This window comes from Pseudomonas sp. BP8, assembly GCF_017875955.1.
Taxonomy (GTDB): Bacteria; Pseudomonadota; Gammaproteobacteria; order Pseudomonadales; family Pseudomonadaceae; genus Aquipseudomonas.
The window spans coordinates 4498322-4519420 of record NZ_JAGINK010000001.1; the positions used below are offsets into that span (position 1 = coordinate 4498322).

Consider the following 21099-nt stretch of genomic DNA (forward strand, 5'->3'; position numbering starts at 1 on the left):
GCCCTAGCGGCCCCTCGCCCGCCGCTTGCACCCCACCGGCCCACGGCGACCGGTTTCAATCTGGTGCAGCCTGATTTTTTTCAACGCGGCCCGCGCTTGAAAAACCAGGATTCAAGCAGCTGATTTTGCATGGAAAATCTTGACCAATTTGGCTTCTTGTCAAGTGCGTCAATTTGGGGAGACCCCTCACCATTTTGGTGATTATTAAATTAATTACTTATATTTCAGCAACTTACTGAAGATATAAGCTTATAAATAATTTTCTTGAACAATAGTTGATCCGCATCTAGATTTCATTCTTGTCAGGTCTGACAGGATTGCAAGTTTCCTCCAGCCACTGGCAGACGAATAATTTCAAGAACCGGCTTCAGACCGGTCAGCCTGCGAGGAAGACGGCATGTCCCTGTTGATCCGTGGTGCCACCGTGGTTACCCACGAAGAAAGCTACCCCGCTGATGTCCTGTGTGTTGATGGCCTGATCCGCGCCATCGGCGAAAACCTCGACCCGCCCACCGACTGCGAGATCCTCGACGGCAGTGGCCAGTACCTGATGCCTGGCGGTATCGACCCGCATACCCACATGCAGTTGCCGTTCATGGGCACCGTGGCCAGCGAAGACTTTTTCAGCGGCACCGCCGCGGGCCTCGCCGGCGGGACCACCTCGATCATCGACTTCGTTATCCCCAATCCCCAGCAGTCGCTGCTGGAGGCGTTTCATACCTGGCGTGGCTGGGCAGAGAAATCTGCCAGCGATTATGGTTTTCACGTTGCCATCACTTGGTGGAGCGAACAGGTCGCCGAAGAAATGGGCGAGCTGGTCGCCCATCACGGGGTCAACAGCTTCAAGCACTTCATGGCCTACAAGAACGCGATCATGGCTGCCGACGACACCCTGGTGGCCAGCTTCGAGCGCTGCCTGCAACTGGGCGCGGTGCCGACTGTGCATGCGGAGAACGGCGAGCTGGTCTACCACCTGCAACAGAAGCTGCTCGCCCAAGGCATGACCGGGCCCGAGGCGCACCCGCTGTCGCGTCCGCCGCAGGTTGAAGGTGAAGCCGCCAGCCGGGCGATTCGCATTGCCGAGACCTTGGGCACGCCGCTGTACCTGGTCCATGTGTCGACCCGCGAAGCGCTCGACGAAATCGCCTACGCCCGAGGCAAGGGCCAGCCGGTCTACGGCGAAGTGCTGCCCGGCCACCTGCTGCTCGACGACAGCGTCTACCGTGACCCCGACTGGTCGACCGCCGCCGGCTACGTGATGAGCCCGCCATTCCGCCCACGCGAGCACCAGGAGGCGCTGTGGCGCGGGTTGCAGTCGGGCAACCTGCACACCACCGCCACCGACCACTGCTGTTTCTGCGCCGAGCAGAAGGCCGTGGGGCGCGATGACTTCAGCCGCATTCCCAACGGCACCGCCGGTATCGAGGACCGCATGGCGGTGCTCTGGGATGCCGGGGTCAACAGCGGGCGCTTGTCGATGCATGAGTTCGTTGCACTGACCTCGACCAACACCGCGAAAATCTTCAACCTGTTCCCGCGCAAAGGCGCCATCCGTGTCGGCGCCGACGCTGACCTGGTGCTGTGGGACCCACAGGGCACGCGCACGATCTCCGCGCAGACCCATCACCAGCGGGTCGACTTCAACATCTTCGAGGGCCGCACCGTGCGCGGCATCCCCAGCCACACCATCAGCCAGGGCCGCGTGGTCTGGGCCGATGGCGACCTGCGCGCCGAACCCGGCGCCGGCCGTTATATCGAGCGCCCGGCCTACCCCTCGGTGTTCGAGGTACTCAGCCGCCGCGCCGAGCACCAGCGACCGACCCCCGTCAGCCGCTGACCACCCGCACTGCCGCACCGGCTCAGCAGAAGCCGGGCGGCGCCGTATTGCTGTTGACTGCCATCCACCCAGCACGGACCGGGCGGGTAACCGCCGCCTGGTGCGAGATAAAAACAGAGAGAGGCTACAACCGTGATCGATGCCCTGAACCACTTGCCGCACCCCCGGGGTGGCGCCGAGCAGTTGGCCGAGCAGTTCGGCGACCTCGCCCCGCCCCTCACCGCCCGCCAGGCCGCCGTTGAAAGCTCGCGCTGCCTGTACTGCTTCGATGCGCCGTGCGTCAACGCCTGCCCGAGCGACATCGATATCCCCTCGTTCATCCACCGCATCAGCGACGAGAACCTGCAAGGCGCCGCCGAGCGGATCCTGTCGGCCAACATCCTCGGCGGCAGTTGCGCCCGCGTCTGCCCCACCGAAATCCTCTGCGAGCAGGCCTGCGTGCGTAACAACGCCCAGGAGTGCGCACCGGTGCTGATCGGCCAACTGCAGCGCTATGCGCTGGACAACGCCGGTTTCAGCGAACACCCGTTCAAACGTTCGCCGGCCAGCGGCAAGCGCATCGCCGTGGTCGGCGCCGGCCCGGCGGGGTTGTCCTGCGCGCACCGCCTGGCGATGCATGGCCACGATGTGGTGATCTTCGAGGCGCGGGACAAATCCGGCGGCCTCAATGAATACGGCATCGCCCGCTACAAGCTGGTGGATGACTACGCCCAGCGTGAGGTGGAGTTTCTGCTCGGCATCGGCGGCATCGAGATTCGCCATGGCCAGCGCCTGGGCGACAACCTCAGCCTGAGCGAGCTGCACCAGCAGTACGACTCGGTGTTTCTCGGCCTCGGCCTGAATGCCGTGCGCCAGCTCGGGCTGCCAGATGAACAGGCGCCCGGCCTGCTCGCCGCGACCGATTACATCCGCGAGCTGCGCCAAACCGACGACCTCAGCCAACTGCCACTGGCCGACCGCTGCCTGGTGATCGGCGCCGGCAACACCGCCATCGACATGGCTGTGCAGATGAGCCGCCTCGGTGCCCGCGACGTCAACCTGGTGTACCGCCGGGGTCACGCCGACATGGGCGCCACCGAACATGAGCAGGACATCGCCAAGGCCAACCAGGTGCGCCTGCACACCTGGGCACGCCCCGATGCCGTGCTGCTCGACGACAATGGCCGCGTGCGCGGCATGCGCTTCGCCCGCACCGGCCTGGTCGAAGGCCGCCTGAGCGACACTGGCGAGAACTTCGAGCTGGCTGCCGACGCCATCTTCACGGCCATCGGCCAATGCTTTGACGAGCACAGCCTGAGCGACCCGCTGGCCGCGCAACTGGCGCGCGATGGCGAACGCATCCGCGTCGACGCCAGCATGTGCACCAGCGTGCCCGGCGTGTACGCCGGCGGCGACTGCACCGCGCTGGGCCAGGACCTCACCGTCCAGGCCGTGCAACACGGCAAGCTGGCCGCCGAAGCCATCCATGCCCAACTCATGCTCAATGTGGAGGCTGCGTAAATGGCCGACTTGTCTATCGTGTTCGCCGGCATCAAGTCCCCCAACCCGTTCTGGCTGGCCTCCGCGCCGCCGACCGACAAGGCCTACAACGTGGTCCGCGCCTTCGAGGCTGGCTGGGGCGGCGTGGTCTGGAAGACCCTCGGCGAAGACCCGGCGGCGGTCAACGTCTCGTCGCGCTACTCGGCGCACTTCGGCCCCAACCGCCAGGTGCAAGGGATCAACAACATCGAGCTGATCACCGACCGTTCACTGGAGATCAACCTGCGCGAGATCACCCAGGTCAAAAAGGACTGGCCTGACCGCGCGCTGATCGTGTCACTGATGGTGCCGTGCGAAGAACAATCGTGGAAGTTCATCCTGCCGCTGGTCGAAGCCACCGGCGCCGATGGCATCGAGCTCAACTTCGGCTGCCCGCACGGCATGCCTGAGCGCGGCATGGGCGCCGCAGTCGGCCAGGTGCCGGAGTACGTCGAAATGGTCACCCGCTGGTGCAAGACCTACTGCTCGCTGCCGGTGATCGTCAAGCTCACGCCAAACATCACCGACATCCGCACTTCGGCACGTGCGGCCCATCGCGGCGGGGCCGATGCGGTGTCGCTGATCAACACCATCAACTCGATCACCAGTGTCGACCTGGAGCGCATGGTCGCCCACCCGATCGTCGGCGACCAGAGCACCCATGGCGGTTACTGCGGCTCGGCGGTGAAGCCGATCGCGTTGAACATGGTGGCCGAGATTGCCCGCGACCCGCTCACCCGCGGCCTGCCGATCTGCGGCATTGGCGGGATCGGCAACTGGCGGGATGCGGCGGAGTTCGTTGCTTTGGGCTGCGGCGCGGTACAGGTGTGCACGGCGGCGATGCTGCATGGTTTCCGGATTGTCGAAGACATGCAGGATGGCCTGTCGCGCTGGATGGACCAGCATGGGCATCAGAGCCTGGAGGCGTTTCGTGGCCAGGCGGTGGGGCATACCACGGACTGGAAGTACCTGGACATCAACTACAAGGTCATTGCCAAGATCGACCAGGAGGCCTGCATTGGCTGCGGGCGGTGTCATATCGCCTGTGAGGACACCTCGCACCAGGCCATCGGCAGTACCTTGCAAGCGGACGGTACACATGGCTACAGCGTGATCGAAGAGGAGTGCGTGGGCTGCAACCTGTGCCAGATCACCTGCCCGGTGGAAGACTGCATCGAGATGGTCCCGCAGGAGACCGGCAAGCCATACCTGAACTGGACCCAGGATCCGCGCAACCCCTACCGTGAGGCCAGCTGATATCCGGAGATTGCTGGGGCTGCTGCGCAACCCTTTCGCGACACAAGGCCGCTCCCACAATGGACCGCGTTGCGTCATCTACTGTGGGAGCGGCCTTGTGTCGCGAAAGGGGCGCGCAGCGCCCCCGGCATTGCCGGCCTCCATGATGAAATCCGCAGGTAACGCAAAGACCTTGCAAGGGCTGACCCTCAAGGCGCCAAACCAATCCCGCGCAAGATCACCCCGGTCACCGTCTGCACCGCCCGCTCAAAGGCCATGTCCGACAGCGCCTCGCCACCATTGAGCAGCGCCACCTGATAACCAAAATCGGCATAGTGCTGGGTCGACGCCCAGATCATGTACAACAGCGCCGAAGGCTCGACCGGCAGAATCCGCCCCTCTTCCACCCAGCGACGAATCTTGCCTTCCTTCAACTGCGCCCAGGGCACCAGGTTGTCGTCCAGGCTCGCCCCGAGCAACGGCGCGCCGTGCAGCATCTCCTCGGCCCAGATCTTCGAGCCCAGCGAGCGCGAGCGCGAATGGCTCATTTTCGCCCGGATATAACTGGTCAGCACCACCCGCGGGTCATCGAACTGCTCGAAGCACAGCGCGTCCTGTTTCCACACATCGAGCAGGTCCTGCAGCACCGCCCGGTACAGGTCGTCCTTGGTGCTGAAGTAATAGTGCAGATTGGAGCGCGGCAGTTCGGCCTGTTCGGCGATGTCGCCCATGGAGGTGGCGCCGAAGCCTTTCTCGGCAAACACCTTCTCGGCAGCTTGCAGAATCTTCTCGACGTTGCGTCGGCGGATCTCGATCTTGTGATTGGCCATGGCCTGTCCGAAACGACTGAAACCGCTCAAGGCTAACAGTTTTGCGCGCAGCTCAGGTAAAGCTTTACCCGCGAACAGGCCTGGCCATTCACCGCTGACAATTGGCACCGGCTGCGCCGGTGTTCGCGGGGCAAGCCCGCTCTTACAAGGTACTCGGCGCACTCGCGGCCTTGCTCAAGCGCCAACGCAACCAGCGTCCTACGCTCAACACCCAGACCAATCCGGCAATCACGCCAACGCTGGTCAACATGCCCTGCACGCCTGCCTGACTGATCAACTTGCCTGCGATAAAGGGGAAGCCGAACACTCCGACAAAGTACCCCAGGCTGAACAGCAACAAGGCCTGCGCGGTAAGCTTCGGCGGTGCTTCGTTGGCCGCCAAGCCGTTGATCACCGAGTAGTTCAAGCCATAGCCGATACCCAACAGCGCCGCCGTCAGCAGGTAGCTGACGCTATCGTGCACCCACACGCCAAAGCCCAGTACGGCGATCATCATCAGCGTCGTCAACACCGCAGAGGTCGCCAACGGATGACGTTTGACCACCCAACCGGCAATCAGCAAACGACAGCCAATGGCCGCCCCCATGAACCCCACGAAGAACAACACATAGTCCAGCCCCAGGCTTGCCGCATAGCTGGTCTGAAAGCTGCCCATGCCGCCGAAGATAGCCCCGCCCAGGCCGACCATCACAATCGACAGCGCCGAGGGCGAACGCAGCACGCTGGCCGCCGCGGCAAAACTGATCTGCACCCGATCGACCGGCTGCGGCACTGCGCCCCGCAGGCCGCTCCCCAGCCGCCAGAAGTACAGCCCGCCAAGCGCTGCCGCGACTGCCGCACAGGCAAACGCCGCCTGCACCGGCCAGCCCGCATACCCGGCCAAACTGCCCGCCAACGGCCCGCTGCCGATACCGGCCAGCATGCTCCCGGACAACAGTGCAAAGCAGTGTGTGCGTCGGGCTGGCTCGACCATCGCCGCCACCATGATCGGTCCGACCGTATAGAACATGCCCCAACCAACCCCGAGCAGCAGGCCGCAGCCCAGCAGCATCAGGCCGAGCCCAGGCGCCAGGGCAAAACCCAGCGATGCGCACACCAGGCACACCGCGCCCAGGGCGATACAGCGCGCTGCGCCCAGCCGCTGCATCACATGCCCGGAGGCGAGTACCGCCAGCAAGGTACTGACCATGGCCACGGCAAACACCTGACCAGCATCGCGCTCGCTGCCGCCGAAGTCGCTGACCAGCAGTGACAGCAGGAAGGTTGCGCCGTAGGCAATCGAAAGGAGAAAACTGGCGACACAGAACAGGCCGAAACGTGGTTGGGCGGGTAACGTCATTGCAGCGATCCCTGCGGGTTGGGGTGGGCTGTTTCTACCACGGGCAGGCGTTGCAATAGGCAAGGGAATGCTGGAGTTGAGGTCGGCAGATTTGCATCTGTCATGCTCAGCACGCTATCGGCACTCAGCTGCAGCGGGTATGTGAACCCGTCGGCATTATTCGAAAAACAACATATGAACTGGGTATAACCCCATATTATTTGCATAACGAAAATGCAATATTCGCTTTCGCATACTAATAAAAAATCCGGAGCGTCTGCATGTTTGCCTTCTTCCGTCCTGCCTCACACCGGGCCCCGCTACCTGACGACCAAGTCGATACCACTTACCGCCGCCTGCGCTGGCAGATCTTTGCCGGTATCTTCATCGGCTACGCCGGCTACTACCTGCTGCGCAAGAATTTCTCGTTAGCCATGCCTTACCTGATCGAAGAGCAGGGCTATACGCGCGGACAGTTAGGCGTCGCCATCTCGGCCGTCGCCATCGCCTATGGATTGTCCAAATTCCTCATGGGGCTGGTCTCCGACCGTTCCAACCCGCGCTATTTCCTGCCGTTTGGACTGCTGGTCTCAGCGGCAGTGATGTTCGTGTTCGGTTTCGCACCTTGGGCCACCTCCAGCGTCACGATCATGTTCGTCCTGCTGTTCATCAACGGCTGGGCCCAAGGCATGGGCTGGCCGCCGAGTGGACGAACCATGGTCCACTGGTGGTCGCAAAAAGAACGCGGTGGCGTGGTTTCGGTATGGAACGTGGCGCACAACGTTGGCGGTGGTCTGATAGGGCCGCTGTTCCTGCTTGGCCTGGCGTGGACCAACGACTGGCACGCCGCGTTCTACGTCCCCGCCACCATGGCGCTGCTGGTCGCTGTATTCGCCTTTGCCGCGATGCGTGACACCCCTCAATCGGTAGGCCTGCCGCCGGTGGAGCAATACAAGAATGATTATCCGCAAGGCTACGATGCGAGCCACGAAAAGGAATTCAGCGCCAAGCAGATCTTCGTCGAGTACGTGCTGTGCAACAAACTGCTGTGGTACATCGCACTAGCCAACGTCTTCGTCTATCTGCTGCGCTATGGCGTTCTGGACTGGGCGCCCACCTACCTGAAGGAGGCCAAACACTTTTCCGTCGACACTACCTCGTGGGCGTATTTCTTCTACGAATGGGCGGGCATACCCGGCACGCTGCTGTGCGGCTGGATGTCGGACAAGATCTTCCGTGGCAATCGCGGCCTGACCGGGATCGTGTTCATGGCGTTGGTGACGGTGGCCACCCTGGTCTATTGGCTGAACCCGCCGGGCAATCCTGGCGTGGACATGGCTGCGCTGTTCGCCATCGGCTTCCTGATCTATGGGCCGGTCATGCTGATTGGCTTGCAGGCACTGGAACTGGCACCGAAAAAGGCCGCCGGTACCGCCGCCGGCTTTACCGGATTATTCGGCTACCTCGGTGGTTCGGTCGCGGCGAGCGCGGCGATGGGGTATACCGTGGACCACTTTGGCTGGGACGGCGGATTCGTGATGCTGATAGCAGCTTGTCTGCTGGCGATTGCGTTCCTGGTACCGACCCTGCGCCATACTCGGGCTGCCAGCAGCAGCCGTGGGGTCGCGGCTTGAGGCCGGGCCTTTTTGAACCTCTTCTACCGTAGCCGGCATAGGTCCGCCGGGGCCGCGCAGCGGCCCCCACGGTACCTGCGCCAACGATGAACGTCTCAGCGCCGGGTGATGACCACTTCCAGGTACTCACTCGGCACCACCAACGACGCCTCCCCCGCCACATTGCCGTCGTTCAGCAACTGGCTCAGATCCTGCTCCAGCGCTGCCGCAGGGCCACTCTCCAACGACGCAAACGCCTTGTGCACCGGGCCATACCAGGTCCTGAATACATCAATGAAATGCGCCGCCGAGCGATAGCGGAAGTTGAATTGCTCGCGGTTGACCTTGATCTCGCCAATGGCCTCGCCGAACAGCTCGCGCAGTTGCGCTTCATCGCCCCAGCGCGACGGCGGGAGCGCGCCGGCCGGCGGCGGTACGTGCCGGCCCAAGGTCTTGAACATCTGCCCTACAAAGCCCTGCGGGGTCCAGTTGGCCAAACCGATCCTGCCGCCCGGTCGACAGACCCGCGCCAACTCCTTGGCCGCTTGCGCCTGATCAGGCGCGAACATCACGCCGAAGGTCGACACCACCACGTCGAAGGCGCCATCGGCAAACGGCAGTGCTTCGACATCGGCGGTTTGAAACTGCACCTGCAGATGTTCGGCACGGGCGCGCTCTTCGCCGCGCTTCAACAGCTCGGGCACATAGTCGGTCGACGTCACCCGACAACCGCGGCGCGCCGCCGCCAAGGTGGCGTTGCCGTTACCGGCCGCGACATCCAGCACCTGCTCGTCCCAGCGCAGGTCGCAGGCCTCGGCCAGGCGTTCACCCACCAACTGCAAGGTGGTACCGATTACCGCGTAATCACCGCTGGCCCACGCAGCCTGTTGGCGGGCCTTCAATGCGTTCATATCCAAGGGAGTGCTCATGACGTGCACCTTTGTTTCGCGCCGCCGCCCTCCTGCGGGCGGTCGACGTGCCAGTGTGTGATAGGAGGGTCCAGGCTGGGGCGGCGGGGTTCGGCGGCTACGCGGTGTCGTCGCTTGACGATAGAGGGCCAACCCCGGCGGCGCGCCCAAGCCTAGATCAAGCTAAGCGCCCAGCTGGAAAAGCAGCAAGGGATGGAGACGCACCTGCAAGAAGCATTAGCTACATAGTTATAGGTTGAAAGAATAAAGCCCGTTTGAAGCGCCGGCTGAACACCTTGGTCACTCCTTAGAGTGAGTCAAAAGCTGGGGCCGCGTTGCGGCCCTTTCGCGACACAAGGCCGCTCCCACAATGACCGCGTTTGCCGTGTAACTAGCGCCATACACGATCCCTGTAGGAGCGGGCTTGTCCCGCGATGGGCTGCGCAGCAGCCCCCAGGGCCCTCACAAACACCTCACCCTTCGATTAAAAAAACAGTCAATGCAGCGTATGCATCCCGGGCTGATCCCGCCGCTGCACCTGCGCCAACGCCGATTCCACCAATGCACGAATCGAATCAAGTTCGTGCATGACTGAAAGCAACATGATCGAGCCCGGCGACCGGGCCAGTAGCAGCATGGATTGATGGGCGACCGTCAGGGCGCAGAGGGTGTACTCCGAGGCTTGGACCAGGGTGTCTTCGAGGGATTGAGGGGGAAGAGTGGAATGGGGTGGATCGGGGACGATCTTTCGCATAAACACCTCGCAATGCATTGGTCTGGCCGCCACGTCATCACTTGCAGGTGATGGGTGGTAGCTATGTGCGGGTCTGCAAGACCGGGGCATTACGAGGCAAAAACCCGGCTGGCCGAAGGCCACCCACACACAGCCACCATTAAGTTGAGCCCATGGAAAAACGCCAAAGGCTACTGGTGAGCAGTAGGCTCGTAATACACCCAGGCTTGCAGACCCGGCCGCTGAATTTGCAGCGACGGACCGAGACTAGGGCGCTCAAGAAACCACCGCAATGGCGCAAAGGCGGTAAAAGAATGATTCGGAAATGGACTACACGGAATAGGGAAAATCTGATTCCGTGACGTAGGACGCGGGTTGGGATATTGAAAGATATCCGGAATCGACGTTAGCCTTGAGCTCGCCGGGGCTGCTTTGCAGCCCTTTCGCGACACGAGGCCGCTCCCACAGAGATGGACCGCGCCAGCTTTAGGTGCAGTGCAAGACAGCTCCCACAGAGACTACACACGTCTCGACAGCGACGCGGTCATTTGTGGGAGCGGCCTTGTGTCGCGAAAGGGGCGCGCAGCGCCCCCAGCTTTGCTGGCGAGACTCAACCACAGCTCGCCCGATCACGCACCGGACACTGCGCCCGATGCAGATTCAACGCGGTATTGACGATGCCGATGTGGCTGAACGCCTGCGGGAAGTTACCCAGCATGCGCTGCCCCAGCGGGTCGTATTGCTCGGCCAGCAACCCCACGTCGTTGCACAGCCCGAGCAAGCGCTCGTACAACGCCTGCGCCTCGGCATGGCGCCCGAGCAGCACATAGACATCGGCCAACCAGAACGAACACACCAGAAACGTCCCCTCTCCCGGTGACAGGCCGTCACCACAACTGTCGGTGTCGTAACGCAGCAACAGGCCCTTTTTCAGCAGGCGCTGCTCGATCTGCTCAAGCGTACGCAAGAAACGTGGGTCGTGCGCCGGCAAGAATCCGGTCAAAGCTATCTGCAACAGACTGGCGTCCATTTCGCTCGAGCCGTAAGCCTGGACGAAAAACCGACCTTGCGGATCGAGGCCGCGCTCACACACTTCGCGATGAATCTCGTCAGCCACCTGCCGATAGTGCCGGCCACGCTCACGGTCCTCTTCGGTGGCATCCGCCAGCCCCGCCGCGCGATCAAACGCGACCCAGGCCATTACCTTGGAATGGACGAAATCCTGGGTGCCGCCACGTACCTCCCAAATGCCTTCATCTGGCTGGCGCCAGATGCCTTCCAGGTAGGGCATGATCAACCGCGCAATCGCCGCACTGCGCGGGTGGCGCGGTAAGCCTCCCTTGATCGCCTGGCTCATGGCGTCGGCAAGTTCACCGTAGATATCCAGCTGATGCTGGCTGGCCGCTGCGTTACCGACCCGCACCGGCTGGGAATGCTCGTAGCCGGCCAGCCAGGGCAAGTCGTACTCCTGCAAATCACGCTCGCCCGCCAGGCCGTACATGATCTGCATCTGCTCGGGGTTACCGGCCACCGAGCGCAGCAGCCATTCGCGCCAGGCCTGGGCCTCGTCGAAATAGCCAAGGTTCATGAAGGCCAGCAAGGTCATGGTCGCGTCGCGCAGCCAGCAGTAGCGGTAGTCCCAGTTGCGCTCACCGCCGACGCGTTCGGGCAGTGAGGTGGTCACCGCAGCGACGATGCCGCCGGTGGGTGCGTAGGTCATGGCCTTCAGGGTCAGCAGCGAGCGGCGCACCTGGGCGCTGTAGCGGCCGACGTCGGGGCAGCGATCGGCGAAGGCTTGCCACTCGTTGACGGTGCGCTCGAGGGCGTCGTCGATGTCGCAGTCAGGCTGCACCGGCAGGTGCGAGGGCTGGTGGCGCAGGCTGAACGTGTGGCGCTCGCCAGCGGCGACGCGAAAACGCGACACCGTGTGGTGGTCGCGGGCGTGGGTGGTGACGCTGCTGCACAGGATCAGCCGATCGGGACCGGCCACCGCGCTGAGGGTCAAGGGGTCGAGTTTTTCTACCCAAGGCACGCTGCGGCCGTAGTCGAAGCGCATCACCAGGTCCATCTCGAAGTTGGTTTCGCCCGCCAGGCCTTCGACGATGCGGATCACCGAGTTGGTCTCGCCTAGCGGCATCAGGTCAAGCACGCGGGCGCGGCCGGTGGCTGTGGTGTAGGTGGTTTCCAGGACCAGCGTGTCTTGCAGGTAGTGGCGCTGGGTGTGCTCGACAGGGTCGCAGGGTGACAGCCGCCAGCGGCCGTTTTCTTCATTGCCGAGCAGCGCGGCGAACACGGCGGGGGCGTCGAAACGTGGGAGGCAGAGCCAGTCGAGAGAGCCGTCGCGGCTGACAAGGGCGGCGCTGCGGCAGTTGCCCAAGAGGGCATAGTCTTCGATCGGGGCTGGCATTGGAGCTCCTTGGGCTGAGGTATTTCTGGGTGTGCGGGTCTCTAAGTTGGTCTGCCTGGGTTGGGGTGAAAGTTCCGGTGTTGTTGTTGCAGGGTGTTGGATCGGCACTAATGGGCGATGGCTGGGGCCGCTGCGCGGCCCCAAGGCCTCACCCCAGCGAATGCCACTCGCGCTTGTCACGGGTCAGCAGTTCGTTGCCGGCATCGGGGCCATCCTCGCCCGCCGGGTACGTGTGCACTTCGCTCTCAGCGGCCCAGGCATCCAGAAACGGCTGCACCGCACGCCAACCATTCTCGATATTGTCGGCACGCTGGAACAGGGTCTGATCGCCGGTCAGGCAGTCGTAGATCAGCGTCTCGTAACCGGTCGCCGGGGTCATCTTGAAGAAGTCCTTGTAGGCAAAGCCCAGCTCGACATTCTCCATCACCAGCTCAGGCCCAGGCCGCTTGGCCTGCAGATCAAACCACATGCCCTCGTTCGGCTGGATCTGGATCTTCAGGTAGTTGGGCTTGGGACGCTCCAGCTCCGACTCACGAAACTGCGCATACGGCGCGGGCTTGAAGCAGATGGCGATCTCGGTGTCGCGTACGCTCATGCGCTTGCCGGTGCGCAGGTAGAACGGCACGCCGGCCCAGCGCCAGTTGTCGATCATCACCTTGAGGGCGACGTAGGTTTCGGTCTGGCTGTCCTTGGCCACGTTGCCCTCTTCGCGATAGCCGGGCACGCGCTTGCGGCCTTGCTTGCCAGCGCTGTACTGGCCGCGCACGGAGTTCTTCAAGGCCATCTTTGCCGACCACGGGCGAATCGCACCGATCACCTTGGCCTTTTCACCCCGTACAGCATCGGCACCGAAGGCCGCCGGCGGCTCCATGGCCACCATCGCCAACAACTGGAACAGGTGATTGGGCACCATGTCGCGCAAGGCACCGGTGTTGTCGTAGAACGCGCCGCGGGTTTCCACGCCGACGGTTTCGGCCGCGGTGATCTGCACATGGTCGATGTAATGGTTGTTCCAGAACGACTCGAACAGGCCGTTGGAAAAACGGCTGACGAGGATGTTCTGCACCGTCTCCTTGCCCAGGTAATGGTCGATGCGGTAAATCTGCCGCTCGCTCATCACCTTGAGCAGGCGCGCATTGAGCGCTTCGGCGCTGGCCAGGTCGGTGCCGAACGGTTTTTCCACCACCACCCGGCGAAAGCCGCCGGCAGCTTCGTTGAGCAGGCCGGCATCACCCAGGCGCTGCGCCACTTCAGGGAAGAAGCGCGGCGAAGTGGCGAGATAGAAAATCGCATTGCCATGGCTGGTCTTGTCGATGCGCTTGGCCAAGGCCTCGTACGTGGCGGGGTCGAGAAAGTCGCCCGTCTGGTAGTCGAGGCGCTTGGCCAGGCGTGCCCAAACCTTGTCATCCAGGCACTTGGGGATTCCCTCCCCTTGTTCCCGCTCGGCCATGAACGCGTGCAAGCGTTCGGCAAATTCCTCTGCAGTGGCGGCGTTATGGTCGACGCCGACGATGCGCAGGTTGCGGTCGAGCAGGCCGTCGCGGCTGAGGTTGTACAGCGCCGGGGTCAGCAGGCGCTTGACCAGGTCGCCATTGGCGCCAAACAGGAACAACGTGCACGGCGGTGCTGCGGGGATTTTCTGTTGGCTCATTCGCGCTTCTTCTCGACATGCCCACCGAAGCCCAGGCGCATGGCCGAAAGCACTTTATCGCCGAAGGTGCCCTGCTGCTGACGCGAGCGGAAGCGGGCAAACAGCGCACTGGACAGCACCGGCACCGGCACTGCCTGCTCGACGGCGGCGTCGATGGTCCAGCGGCCTTCGCCACTGTCCGACACCGAGCCGCTGAACTCGGCCAGTGCCGGGTCAGCGACCAGCGCGTCGGCGGTAAGGTCGAGCAACCACGAAGTGACCACGCTGCCCCGGCGCCAGACTTCGGCGATCTCGGCCACGTCGAGGTCAAAGCGCTGATCTTCCGGCAGTTCGTTGCCGCCTTTGCTGCGCAGCAGGTCAAAGCCCTCGGCATAGGCCTGCATCAGGCCGTATTCGATGCCGTTGTGGACCATCTTCACATAGTGCCCCGAACCCGCTGGGCCGGCATGGATGTAACCGTGCTCGGCGCGCTGGTGCTCGCCCGTGCGGCCCTGGGTACGGGGAATGTCGCCGACGCCAGGCGCCAAGGCCTTGAACAGCGGTTCGAGGCGTTCAAACACGTCTTTATCGCCGCCGATCATCATGCAGTAGCCGCGCTCAAGGCCCCACACGCCGCCGGAGGTGCCGACGTCGAGGTAGTGCAGACCACGCTTGGCCAGCGTGTTGGCGCGGCGCATGTCGTCCTTGTAGAAGGTATTGCCGCCGTCGATGATCGCATCGCCCGGCTCGAGCAGGTCAGCCAGCTGGGCGATGGTCTGCTCGGTCGGTTCACCGGCCGGCAGCATCACCCACACCGCACGCGGTGCCTTGAGCTTCTGGATCAAGGCGCCGAGGTCGTGGGCACCCTGTGCGCCCTCTTTTTCCAGCGTGGTCACTGCATCGCGGTTGCGGTCATGGACCACTGTACGATGCCCTGCAAGCATCAGCCGTCTTGCGATATTGCCGCCCATGCGGCCCAGCCCGACGATTCCCAATTGCATGTGCCGATGCTCCCTTTGAATATGGATGACAAGGCGGTTCAGGTTTCCAGATTAGTCCAGCATGCCGCCCGAGGGTTCAGCGACGAACGGGCAGACAACGATAAACAAAAAAGTTCCCAAGCCCGCAGAAAGAATTCAGAATGCGCCCGCGCGAAGCGTCTACGCTTAAAAAGTCACTAGCCAATTGCGAGGTGTGCAATGGGTACGTTTATGCAAGCTACTCCCGTCCAGACCCTTTATGTCTCCGTCCGCCGTGATGAACTGCGTCGTCTGCAGGAAGAGCGCGACCAGTTGCAGCGCCAAGTGGCACAACTGAGCTTGTTGCTGGAGCAGAGCCGTAGCGACGGTAAAGCTGTAAACGCCTGATTTTATCCCTTTCCTGAGGTGGGAGCTAAGTTTGCTCCCACATTGCTCTCACATTAACTCCCCATCTATTTTTGCCCGAGCCGCCACGCGGCCATTGTGCGTGGCTCAGCAAAGCAAGCCTGCGCTTGCAGCGCTGGATAAAAAGATTGAATTGGGAACGATTCGCGTTTATGGTGCGCGCCTTCTCATCCTCCTTCTTCACGTCAGCCCAGGGCGTTCCATGTCACTGCATGAAACGGATTCGATCATCCCACTCGATGTCTTGTACGGCACCCACCGCGGATGGCTGCATGCATGGCTGCGGCGCACGGTGGGCTGCTCGCAGCAGGCAGCGGATCTTGCCCAGGACACCTTCGTCCGCCTGCTGGTGCGTGACCAGCCCATCAGCGGCCGCGCACCGCGAGCCTTGCTGGCGCGCATCGCTCGTGGCCTGGTGATCGACCACTGGCGTCGCGATGCGCTGGAGCGCGCCTACCTCGACGCCCTGGCGCTGCTCCCTGAAGCCAGTTGCCCCTCGCCTGAAGTGCGCCACGAGGCGCTGCAATGCCTGGAGCGAATCGCGCAGATGCTCGACGGCCTCAAGCCCGCAGTGTGCGAAGCGTTTCTGCTGTATCAACTGGGCGGCCTGACTCACGCCCAGGTTGCGCAGCAGTTGGACATCTCCAGCCGCACCGCCGAACGCTACGTGGCCAGCGCCCTGCTGCACTGCTACCACGTGTGTTTCGAGCCCCTGCCGTGAGCGCCAGCAGCGCCGAGCGCCTGCCTCACGAGATCGTGTGCAAGGCCATCGAGTGGCAGATGCGCCTGCGCGAATACCCGGACAACCCCGATGTGCAGCGGCAGTTGCAGGCCTGGCGTCAGCGCGACGGCCGCCACGAGCTGGCCTGGCAACGCATGCGCCAACTGAGCGGGCACTTCCAGGCCAGCCAATTGCCCGATGCGGCCCATACCAGCGCCTTGTTACGCCGGGCTGAAACCGATGTCAGCCGTCGGCGTCTGCTCAAGCTGCTCGGCGTCGGCCTGGCCGTGGGCAGTAGCAGTGTGCTGGTCAGTCAGGCGCCTGCGGGGTGGCGCAGTGATTTTGCCACTGCCACCGGCGAGCGACGCCAGCTCGATCTGGACGGCGGCCCGCAGGTGACGCTGAACAGCAACAGTGCACTGGACGTTCAAGGCCGCGAGCTGTTCTTGCGCGCGGGTGAAGCGTTGGTGGACGGCGCCAACTGGCGAGCACACTGCCGCTTCGCGTTGTGTGAGGGCCTGCAGGCACGGGCAGTGCTGCGTGAGCATGAGGGCTACAGCGAGGTCCATGTCGAGCGCGGTGAGGTGCTGGTCAACGCCAGCAGTGGCAGCCGCACGTTGCAGGCTGGCCACGGCCTGGCGATTGACGCAAGCGGCATGCGCGAGCTTGGCCACGGCGCACTGGATCCATTTGCCTGGAGCCGTGGCCTGTTGATTGTCAGCGATATTCGCCTGGGCGAGTTCCTGGCTGAGGCCGGTCGCTATCGGCAGGGCTGGCTGGGCTGTGACAGCGAGGTGGCCGAGCTGCGTTTGTCGGGGGTGTTCCGCCTGGATGAGCCGGCATTGATGCTGCGCAATATTACCCACCTGCTGCCGGTGCGCATTGTTGAACGGACGCGCTGGTGGGTGCGTGTGGTGCATGTCTAAAAAAGCGATTCGCCTGCTAGGCCTGCAGGGAACCGGCGATCCTGGGGGCGCTGCGCGCCCCTTTCGCGACACGAGGCCGCTCCCACAGTGATCGCGCCAGCCTTTAGGTTCTGTGCAAGACAGTTGCTCCCACAGGTCCAGCGCAGGCCGCGCCATTAGCGGTCGGAAAGGGCCCCCCAGCGGGCTCAAGCCAGACGCCGAAAAAAAACTGTCGGACTTTCCAGCCTCATCCGGTTAGGAATGATCTCTTCCTCAATGGTCGCCTTTCATGTTGCCTCACCGCCGCCCGTTCAAACCCCTCGCGCCCTTCCCTGCCCGCAGCCTGCCACTGGCCATGTGTCTGGCCCTGAGCCTGTTCGCCGGTACCGCCCTGGCCGAAGCGCAGTCAGCCCCGAGCATCCCTGCCGGGCCCCTCGACCAGGCCTTGAGCACCTTCGCCGAGCGCGCCGGGATCACCCTGTCGTTCTCCCCTGAAGCGGTCCGCGGCCTGAACAGCCCAGGCCTGACCGGCGGCGGTTCACTGGAGCAAGGCCTCAGCCACCTGCTCAGCGGCAGCGGCCTGGCCGTGCACAAGACCGCCTCCGGCTACGTCGTGCTGCCCGCGCCAAGCGGCGCCGGCCTGCAACTGGAACCGACCAACATCGACGCCAGCGCCACACAAAGCGCCTTCGGCCCCGTCAGCGGTTATTACGCGAGCAACGCCAGCAGCGCGACCAAGACTGACCGGCCGATCCTGGAAACCGCACAGAGCATCAGCGTGGTCACCGCCGAGCAGATCGCCGACCGCAAGGTCGACCGGGTCGAGGACGCCGTGGCTTATACCGCCGGGGTGCGCGTAGGTAGCTCCGGGCTGGACCCGCGCTTCGACATGATCAGCGTGCGCGGCTTCGAGACCACCATCGCCGCCGACTTTCTCGACGGCCTGCGCCAACCCGGCAGCGGCTGGCTGTCGCTGTACCAGACCGAGGCCTACAACCTGGAGCGCATCGAGGTGCTCAAGGGCCCAGCCTCGGTCCTCTACGGGCAGATCAGCCCGGGCGGCATGGTCAACCGGGTGAGCAAGCGGCCCAGCCTGCAGGCCCAGAATGAAGTGCAGATCCAGTCGGGCAACTACAACCGCGAGCAAGGCCAGTTCGACCTTGGCGGACGCCTGGATGAACAGGGCGACCTGCTGTTTCGCGTGGTCGGCGTCTACCGCGACGCGGAAAACTATATCGAGCAGCTGAACAACGACGTGCGCCTGATCGCGCCGTCGCTGACCTGGCAGATCGACCCCGACACCCGCCTGACCGTGTTGGCCCAGTACCAGGAGCGGGAAACCGCCGGCTCGCCGATGCTCTACAAGGACGGCGATCACCTGACCAACTTCTGGCAAGGCGACGAATACTTCGACAAGCTCGAGCAGCGCCAGTGGACCCTGGGCTACGAGTTCGAGCATGTGTTCAACGACACCTTCACCTTCCAGCAGAACCTGCGCTACGGCCAGGTCGACACTACCAACCAGTACCTCGAGCCTTCGGAGGCCGGCGACGGTCACACCCTCGACCGCACTGCAGTCGGCCTCTACGAAAACCTCGAGTCGGTGTCGAGCGATACCCGCCTGGTCAGCCGCTTCGCCACCGGCGCCCTGCAGCACACCCTGGTGACCGGCTGGGATTACGCCGTGATCGACACCTCGCTGCTCTACGCCATGGGCCCCGGCCCCTCGATCGACCGCTTCGATCCCGACTACCACCAGTTCGTGCCACGGCCCAGCGATGCACTGGCCGATAGCGATGGTTTGGAACACCGCAGCGGCCTGTACCTGCAGGACCAGATCGAAATCGATCGCTGGCGCCTGTCGGCCGGGCTGCGCCGAGACTGGGTGAATGTGCGCCACAGCGACAATCTGGACGCCAGCCAGAACCGCAAGGACAGCGACTCGGCCACCACCGGTTCAGTGGGTGCGCTGTACCTGTTCGACAACGGCGTGGCGCCCTACGCCAGCTATGCCACCTCGTTCCTGCCGCAAAGCAGCGCGCAACCCGACGGCAGCCCGTATAAAGCCACCGAGGGTGAACAGTACGAAGTCGGCGTGAAGTACCAGCCGCCGGGCAGCTCGACGTTGCTCACAGCATCGCTCTACCACCTCACTCAGCAGAACGTGCTGACCCGCGACCTGGCCGACGCGACCCGCAGCATCGCCACCGGCGAGCAGGTCTCGCGCGGCCTTGAGCTGGAGGCGGTGTCCGACCTCAGCGAGCGTCTGAAGATGACCGCCAGCTACAGCTTCAACGATGCCGAAGTCACCAAGAGCCTTGACGGCAACAAGGGCAAGGCACCGATGAACGTTCCGCGCCACCTGGCGTCGCTGTGGCTCGATTACCGCCTGCCGTTCGGCCTGGGCGTCTCCGCTGGCGCGCGCTACACCGGCAGCAACTATGGCGATGCGCTGAACACCGTAAAAAACGAAGGCTACACCCTGGTCGACGCCGGCGTGCATTACGACTTCGGCGGCGGCCTGGACGGTGTGCGCCTGGGCGTCAACGCGCGCAACCTGTTCGACAAGCGCTACATCAATTGCCAGCAAGGCTACTGCTACCGCGGCGAAGCGCGCAGCCTGATCACCAGCCTCAGCTACCGCTGGTAAGGAGCATGCCCATGATTGGCAGATTGTTGCTGTGCCTGAGCGCCTGGCTGCTGGCCGGGCTGTCGCTGGCCCAGGCTGAACCGGTGCGGCTCGACGGCACTGAGCAGTGGATGATGCAAAGCGCCGAAGGCCGCTCCTACCGCATCATGATCAGCCTGCCGGAGGGTGATGTGCCCTGGACCGGCGGCTACCCGGTGATCTACCTGCTCGACGGCAACGCCTACTTCCCGGCGTTGCACGCCGCCAAGCGCGCCCAGGAGCGCTTGCGCGGGGCGATCGTGGTGGCCATCGGTTACCCCAGTGATACCCCGCTGGATTTCGAGCGGCGCGCCTTCGATATGTCGCCGCCGCAGCCGGCCGAACGCAATGTGCCGCCGCAGGGAGGCCAGGATCTGTTTCTCGACTTCATCGAGCAGCGCCTGATGCCCAAGGTCAATGCACGCTTCAAGGTTGACCAGGACCAGCGCAGCCTGGTCGGGCATTCGTTCGGCGGGATGTTTGCGGTGTATACGCTGTTCACCCGGCCGGCCTTGTTCCAGCATGTCGTGGCGATCAGCCCAAGCCTGTGGTGGCGTGACCGCTACCTGATGGCGCATGAGCGGACGTTCTTCACCCGTGCGCAGGCCGGGCAACTGGACCTGACCCACAGCAGCCTGTCCTTGCTGATCGGTGATCGGGAAATGCCGCAGGAAATCCAGGATGCGCGCGCCTTGCAGCGGCGCCTGGAAAGCCTGTCGCAGTATGGGCTACGCAGTGATTTCCAGGTTGAACCCGGGGAAGATCACATGTCGATGCCGTTCCGCGTGGCAGCGCGGGTGCTGGATGAGTTGATGAGTACCCGCCGTTATTGAGTCGACCCTCCCGGCCTCTTCGCGGGGCAAGCCCGCTCCTACAGGGTTAGCGCCAATCCTGTAGGAGCGGGCTTGCCCCGCGAAGAGGCCGGCACTGACACGCACCATTTCAGTGCATCCAACACCGTCCGCCTCCCAATGAGGCAAGCAAACACCCCCCACCGCACCGCAAAAGTGCCCGCGTATCATCACCCCTTCGGCCCCTTTTCAGCGCCAGCGCAGACGCCAACGTTTGCGTCTACTACGCCGCATTACGAAAGTGACCAACGGGTCACCGTTATGACCGCTTGTCTCCTACACTCAGGTTTCGGCCCGCCATTTGCTCTGGAAAATACCGACGCAAAATAAGTCGAACTTTCCAAATCAGCGGCGGGTCAGGAATAAGTAAGGCCAGCGCAACGGGATCTCCCAGCTACGGCACCTACCCCAATCCGTCACCCCGCCTTCGGCAGGAATGCCGACCGCGCAGTGCGTGCGCGCACGACCCTGGGCATGGATAGCGTTACCAGTACCGAATAAAGAGAGACTCAACACGAAACATTGCAGCGGGTGCCAGT

The 21099-nt window shown here is 63.4% G+C and carries 16 protein-coding genes; 9 read left to right on the top strand and 7 right to left on the bottom strand.

Features of this window, described 5'->3' with window-relative positions; all coding sequences use genetic code 11:
• Positions 1–397: 397 nt before the first annotated feature.
• From hydA to preA, 3 genes are all read left to right on the top strand, one after another.
• Positions 398–1837, top strand: coding sequence for a dihydropyrimidinase (hydA, locus tag J3B00_RS19750; protein ID WP_209870631.1), 1440 nt, complete (start codon positions 398–400; stop codon positions 1835–1837).
• Positions 1838–1969: 132 nt separating this feature from the next.
• Positions 1970–3337 (top strand): NAD(P)-dependent oxidoreductase, encoded by a 1368-nt coding sequence (locus J3B00_RS19755; protein ID WP_209870634.1) that lies wholly within the window; start codon positions 1970–1972, stop codon positions 3335–3337.
• Positions 3338–4612, top strand: a complete 1275-nt coding sequence (preA, locus tag J3B00_RS19760; RefSeq protein WP_209870638.1) for an NAD-dependent dihydropyrimidine dehydrogenase subunit PreA — start codon at positions 3338–3340, stop codon at positions 4610–4612.
• A 188-nt stretch (positions 4613–4800) separates the two neighbouring features.
• Here preA and J3B00_RS19765 read toward each other — a convergent pair whose 3' ends face one another.
• Both J3B00_RS19765 and J3B00_RS19770 read right to left on the bottom strand, forming a co-directional pair.
• Positions 4801–5421 (bottom strand): TetR/AcrR family transcriptional regulator, encoded by a 621-nt coding sequence (locus J3B00_RS19765; protein ID WP_209870642.1) that lies wholly within the window; start codon positions 5419–5421, stop codon positions 4801–4803.
• A gap of 142 nt (positions 5422–5563) precedes the next feature.
• Positions 5564–6760 carry an MFS transporter gene (locus J3B00_RS19770; protein WP_209870646.1) on the bottom strand — a complete coding sequence of 399 codons (1197 nt, stop codon included), beginning with the start codon at positions 6758–6760 and terminating at the stop codon, positions 5564–5566.
• A gap of 260 nt (positions 6761–7020) precedes the next feature.
• Between J3B00_RS19770 and glpT the strand changes: the two genes are divergently transcribed.
• Complete coding sequence (gene glpT, locus J3B00_RS19775; protein WP_209870649.1) at positions 7021–8373, top strand: glycerol-3-phosphate transporter; 1353 nt, start codon at positions 7021–7023, stop codon at positions 8371–8373.
• 95 nt (positions 8374–8468) lie between these two features.
• Here glpT and J3B00_RS19780 read toward each other — a convergent pair whose 3' ends face one another.
• From J3B00_RS19780 to gnd, 5 genes are all read right to left on the bottom strand, one after another.
• Positions 8469–9281, bottom strand: a complete 813-nt coding sequence (locus J3B00_RS19780) for a class I SAM-dependent methyltransferase (RefSeq protein ID WP_209870652.1) — start codon at positions 9279–9281, stop codon at positions 8469–8471.
• A gap of 475 nt (positions 9282–9756) precedes the next feature.
• A complete protein-coding gene (locus tag J3B00_RS19785; RefSeq protein WP_209870656.1) occupies positions 9757–10014 on the bottom strand; it encodes a hypothetical protein in 258 nt (85 codons plus the stop codon).
• Positions 10015–10603: 589 nt separating this feature from the next.
• Positions 10604–12400, bottom strand: a complete 1797-nt coding sequence (locus tag J3B00_RS19790; RefSeq protein ID WP_209870659.1) for a glycoside hydrolase family 15 protein — start codon at positions 12398–12400, stop codon at positions 10604–10606.
• A gap of 148 nt (positions 12401–12548) precedes the next feature.
• Entirely contained in the window at positions 12549–14051 is a 1503-nt protein-coding gene (gene zwf / locus J3B00_RS19795) for a glucose-6-phosphate dehydrogenase (protein WP_209870662.1), read from the bottom strand.
• Positions 14048–15052, bottom strand: a complete 1005-nt coding sequence (gene gnd, locus J3B00_RS19800; RefSeq protein ID WP_310195870.1) for a phosphogluconate dehydrogenase (NAD(+)-dependent, decarboxylating) — start codon at positions 15050–15052, stop codon at positions 14048–14050. Before gnd ends, zwf begins: the two co-directional genes overlap by 4 nt.
• Positions 15053–15229: 177 nt before the next feature.
• Between gnd and J3B00_RS19805 the strand changes: the two genes are divergently transcribed.
• The 5 genes from J3B00_RS19805 (at position 15230) to J3B00_RS19825 (ending at position 20542) form a co-directional block, all read left to right on the top strand.
• Positions 15230–15397, top strand: a complete 168-nt coding sequence (locus J3B00_RS19805; protein ID WP_245362594.1) for a DUF6026 family protein — start codon at positions 15230–15232, stop codon at positions 15395–15397.
• A 220-nt stretch (positions 15398–15617) separates the two neighbouring features.
• Positions 15618–16136 (top strand): sigma-70 family RNA polymerase sigma factor, encoded by a 519-nt coding sequence (locus J3B00_RS19810; protein ID WP_209870668.1) that lies wholly within the window; start codon positions 15618–15620, stop codon positions 16134–16136.
• The gene (locus tag J3B00_RS19815) at positions 16133–17062 is read left to right on the top strand and encodes a DUF4880 domain-containing protein (RefSeq protein ID WP_348635967.1); all 930 of its coding nucleotides are present in this window, start codon (positions 16133–16135) and stop codon (positions 17060–17062) included. The genes J3B00_RS19810 and J3B00_RS19815 overlap by 4 nt, the downstream gene beginning before the upstream one ends.
• Before the next feature lie 268 nt (positions 17063–17330).
• Positions 17331–19691 (top strand): TonB-dependent siderophore receptor, encoded by a 2361-nt coding sequence (locus tag J3B00_RS19820; protein WP_209870671.1) that lies wholly within the window; start codon positions 17331–17333, stop codon positions 19689–19691.
• Positions 19692–19702: 11 nt separating this feature from the next.
• Entirely contained in the window at positions 19703–20542 is an 840-nt protein-coding gene (locus J3B00_RS19825; RefSeq protein WP_209870674.1) for an alpha/beta hydrolase-fold protein, read from the top strand.
• The last annotated feature ends 557 nt before the right edge of the window (positions 20543–21099 follow it).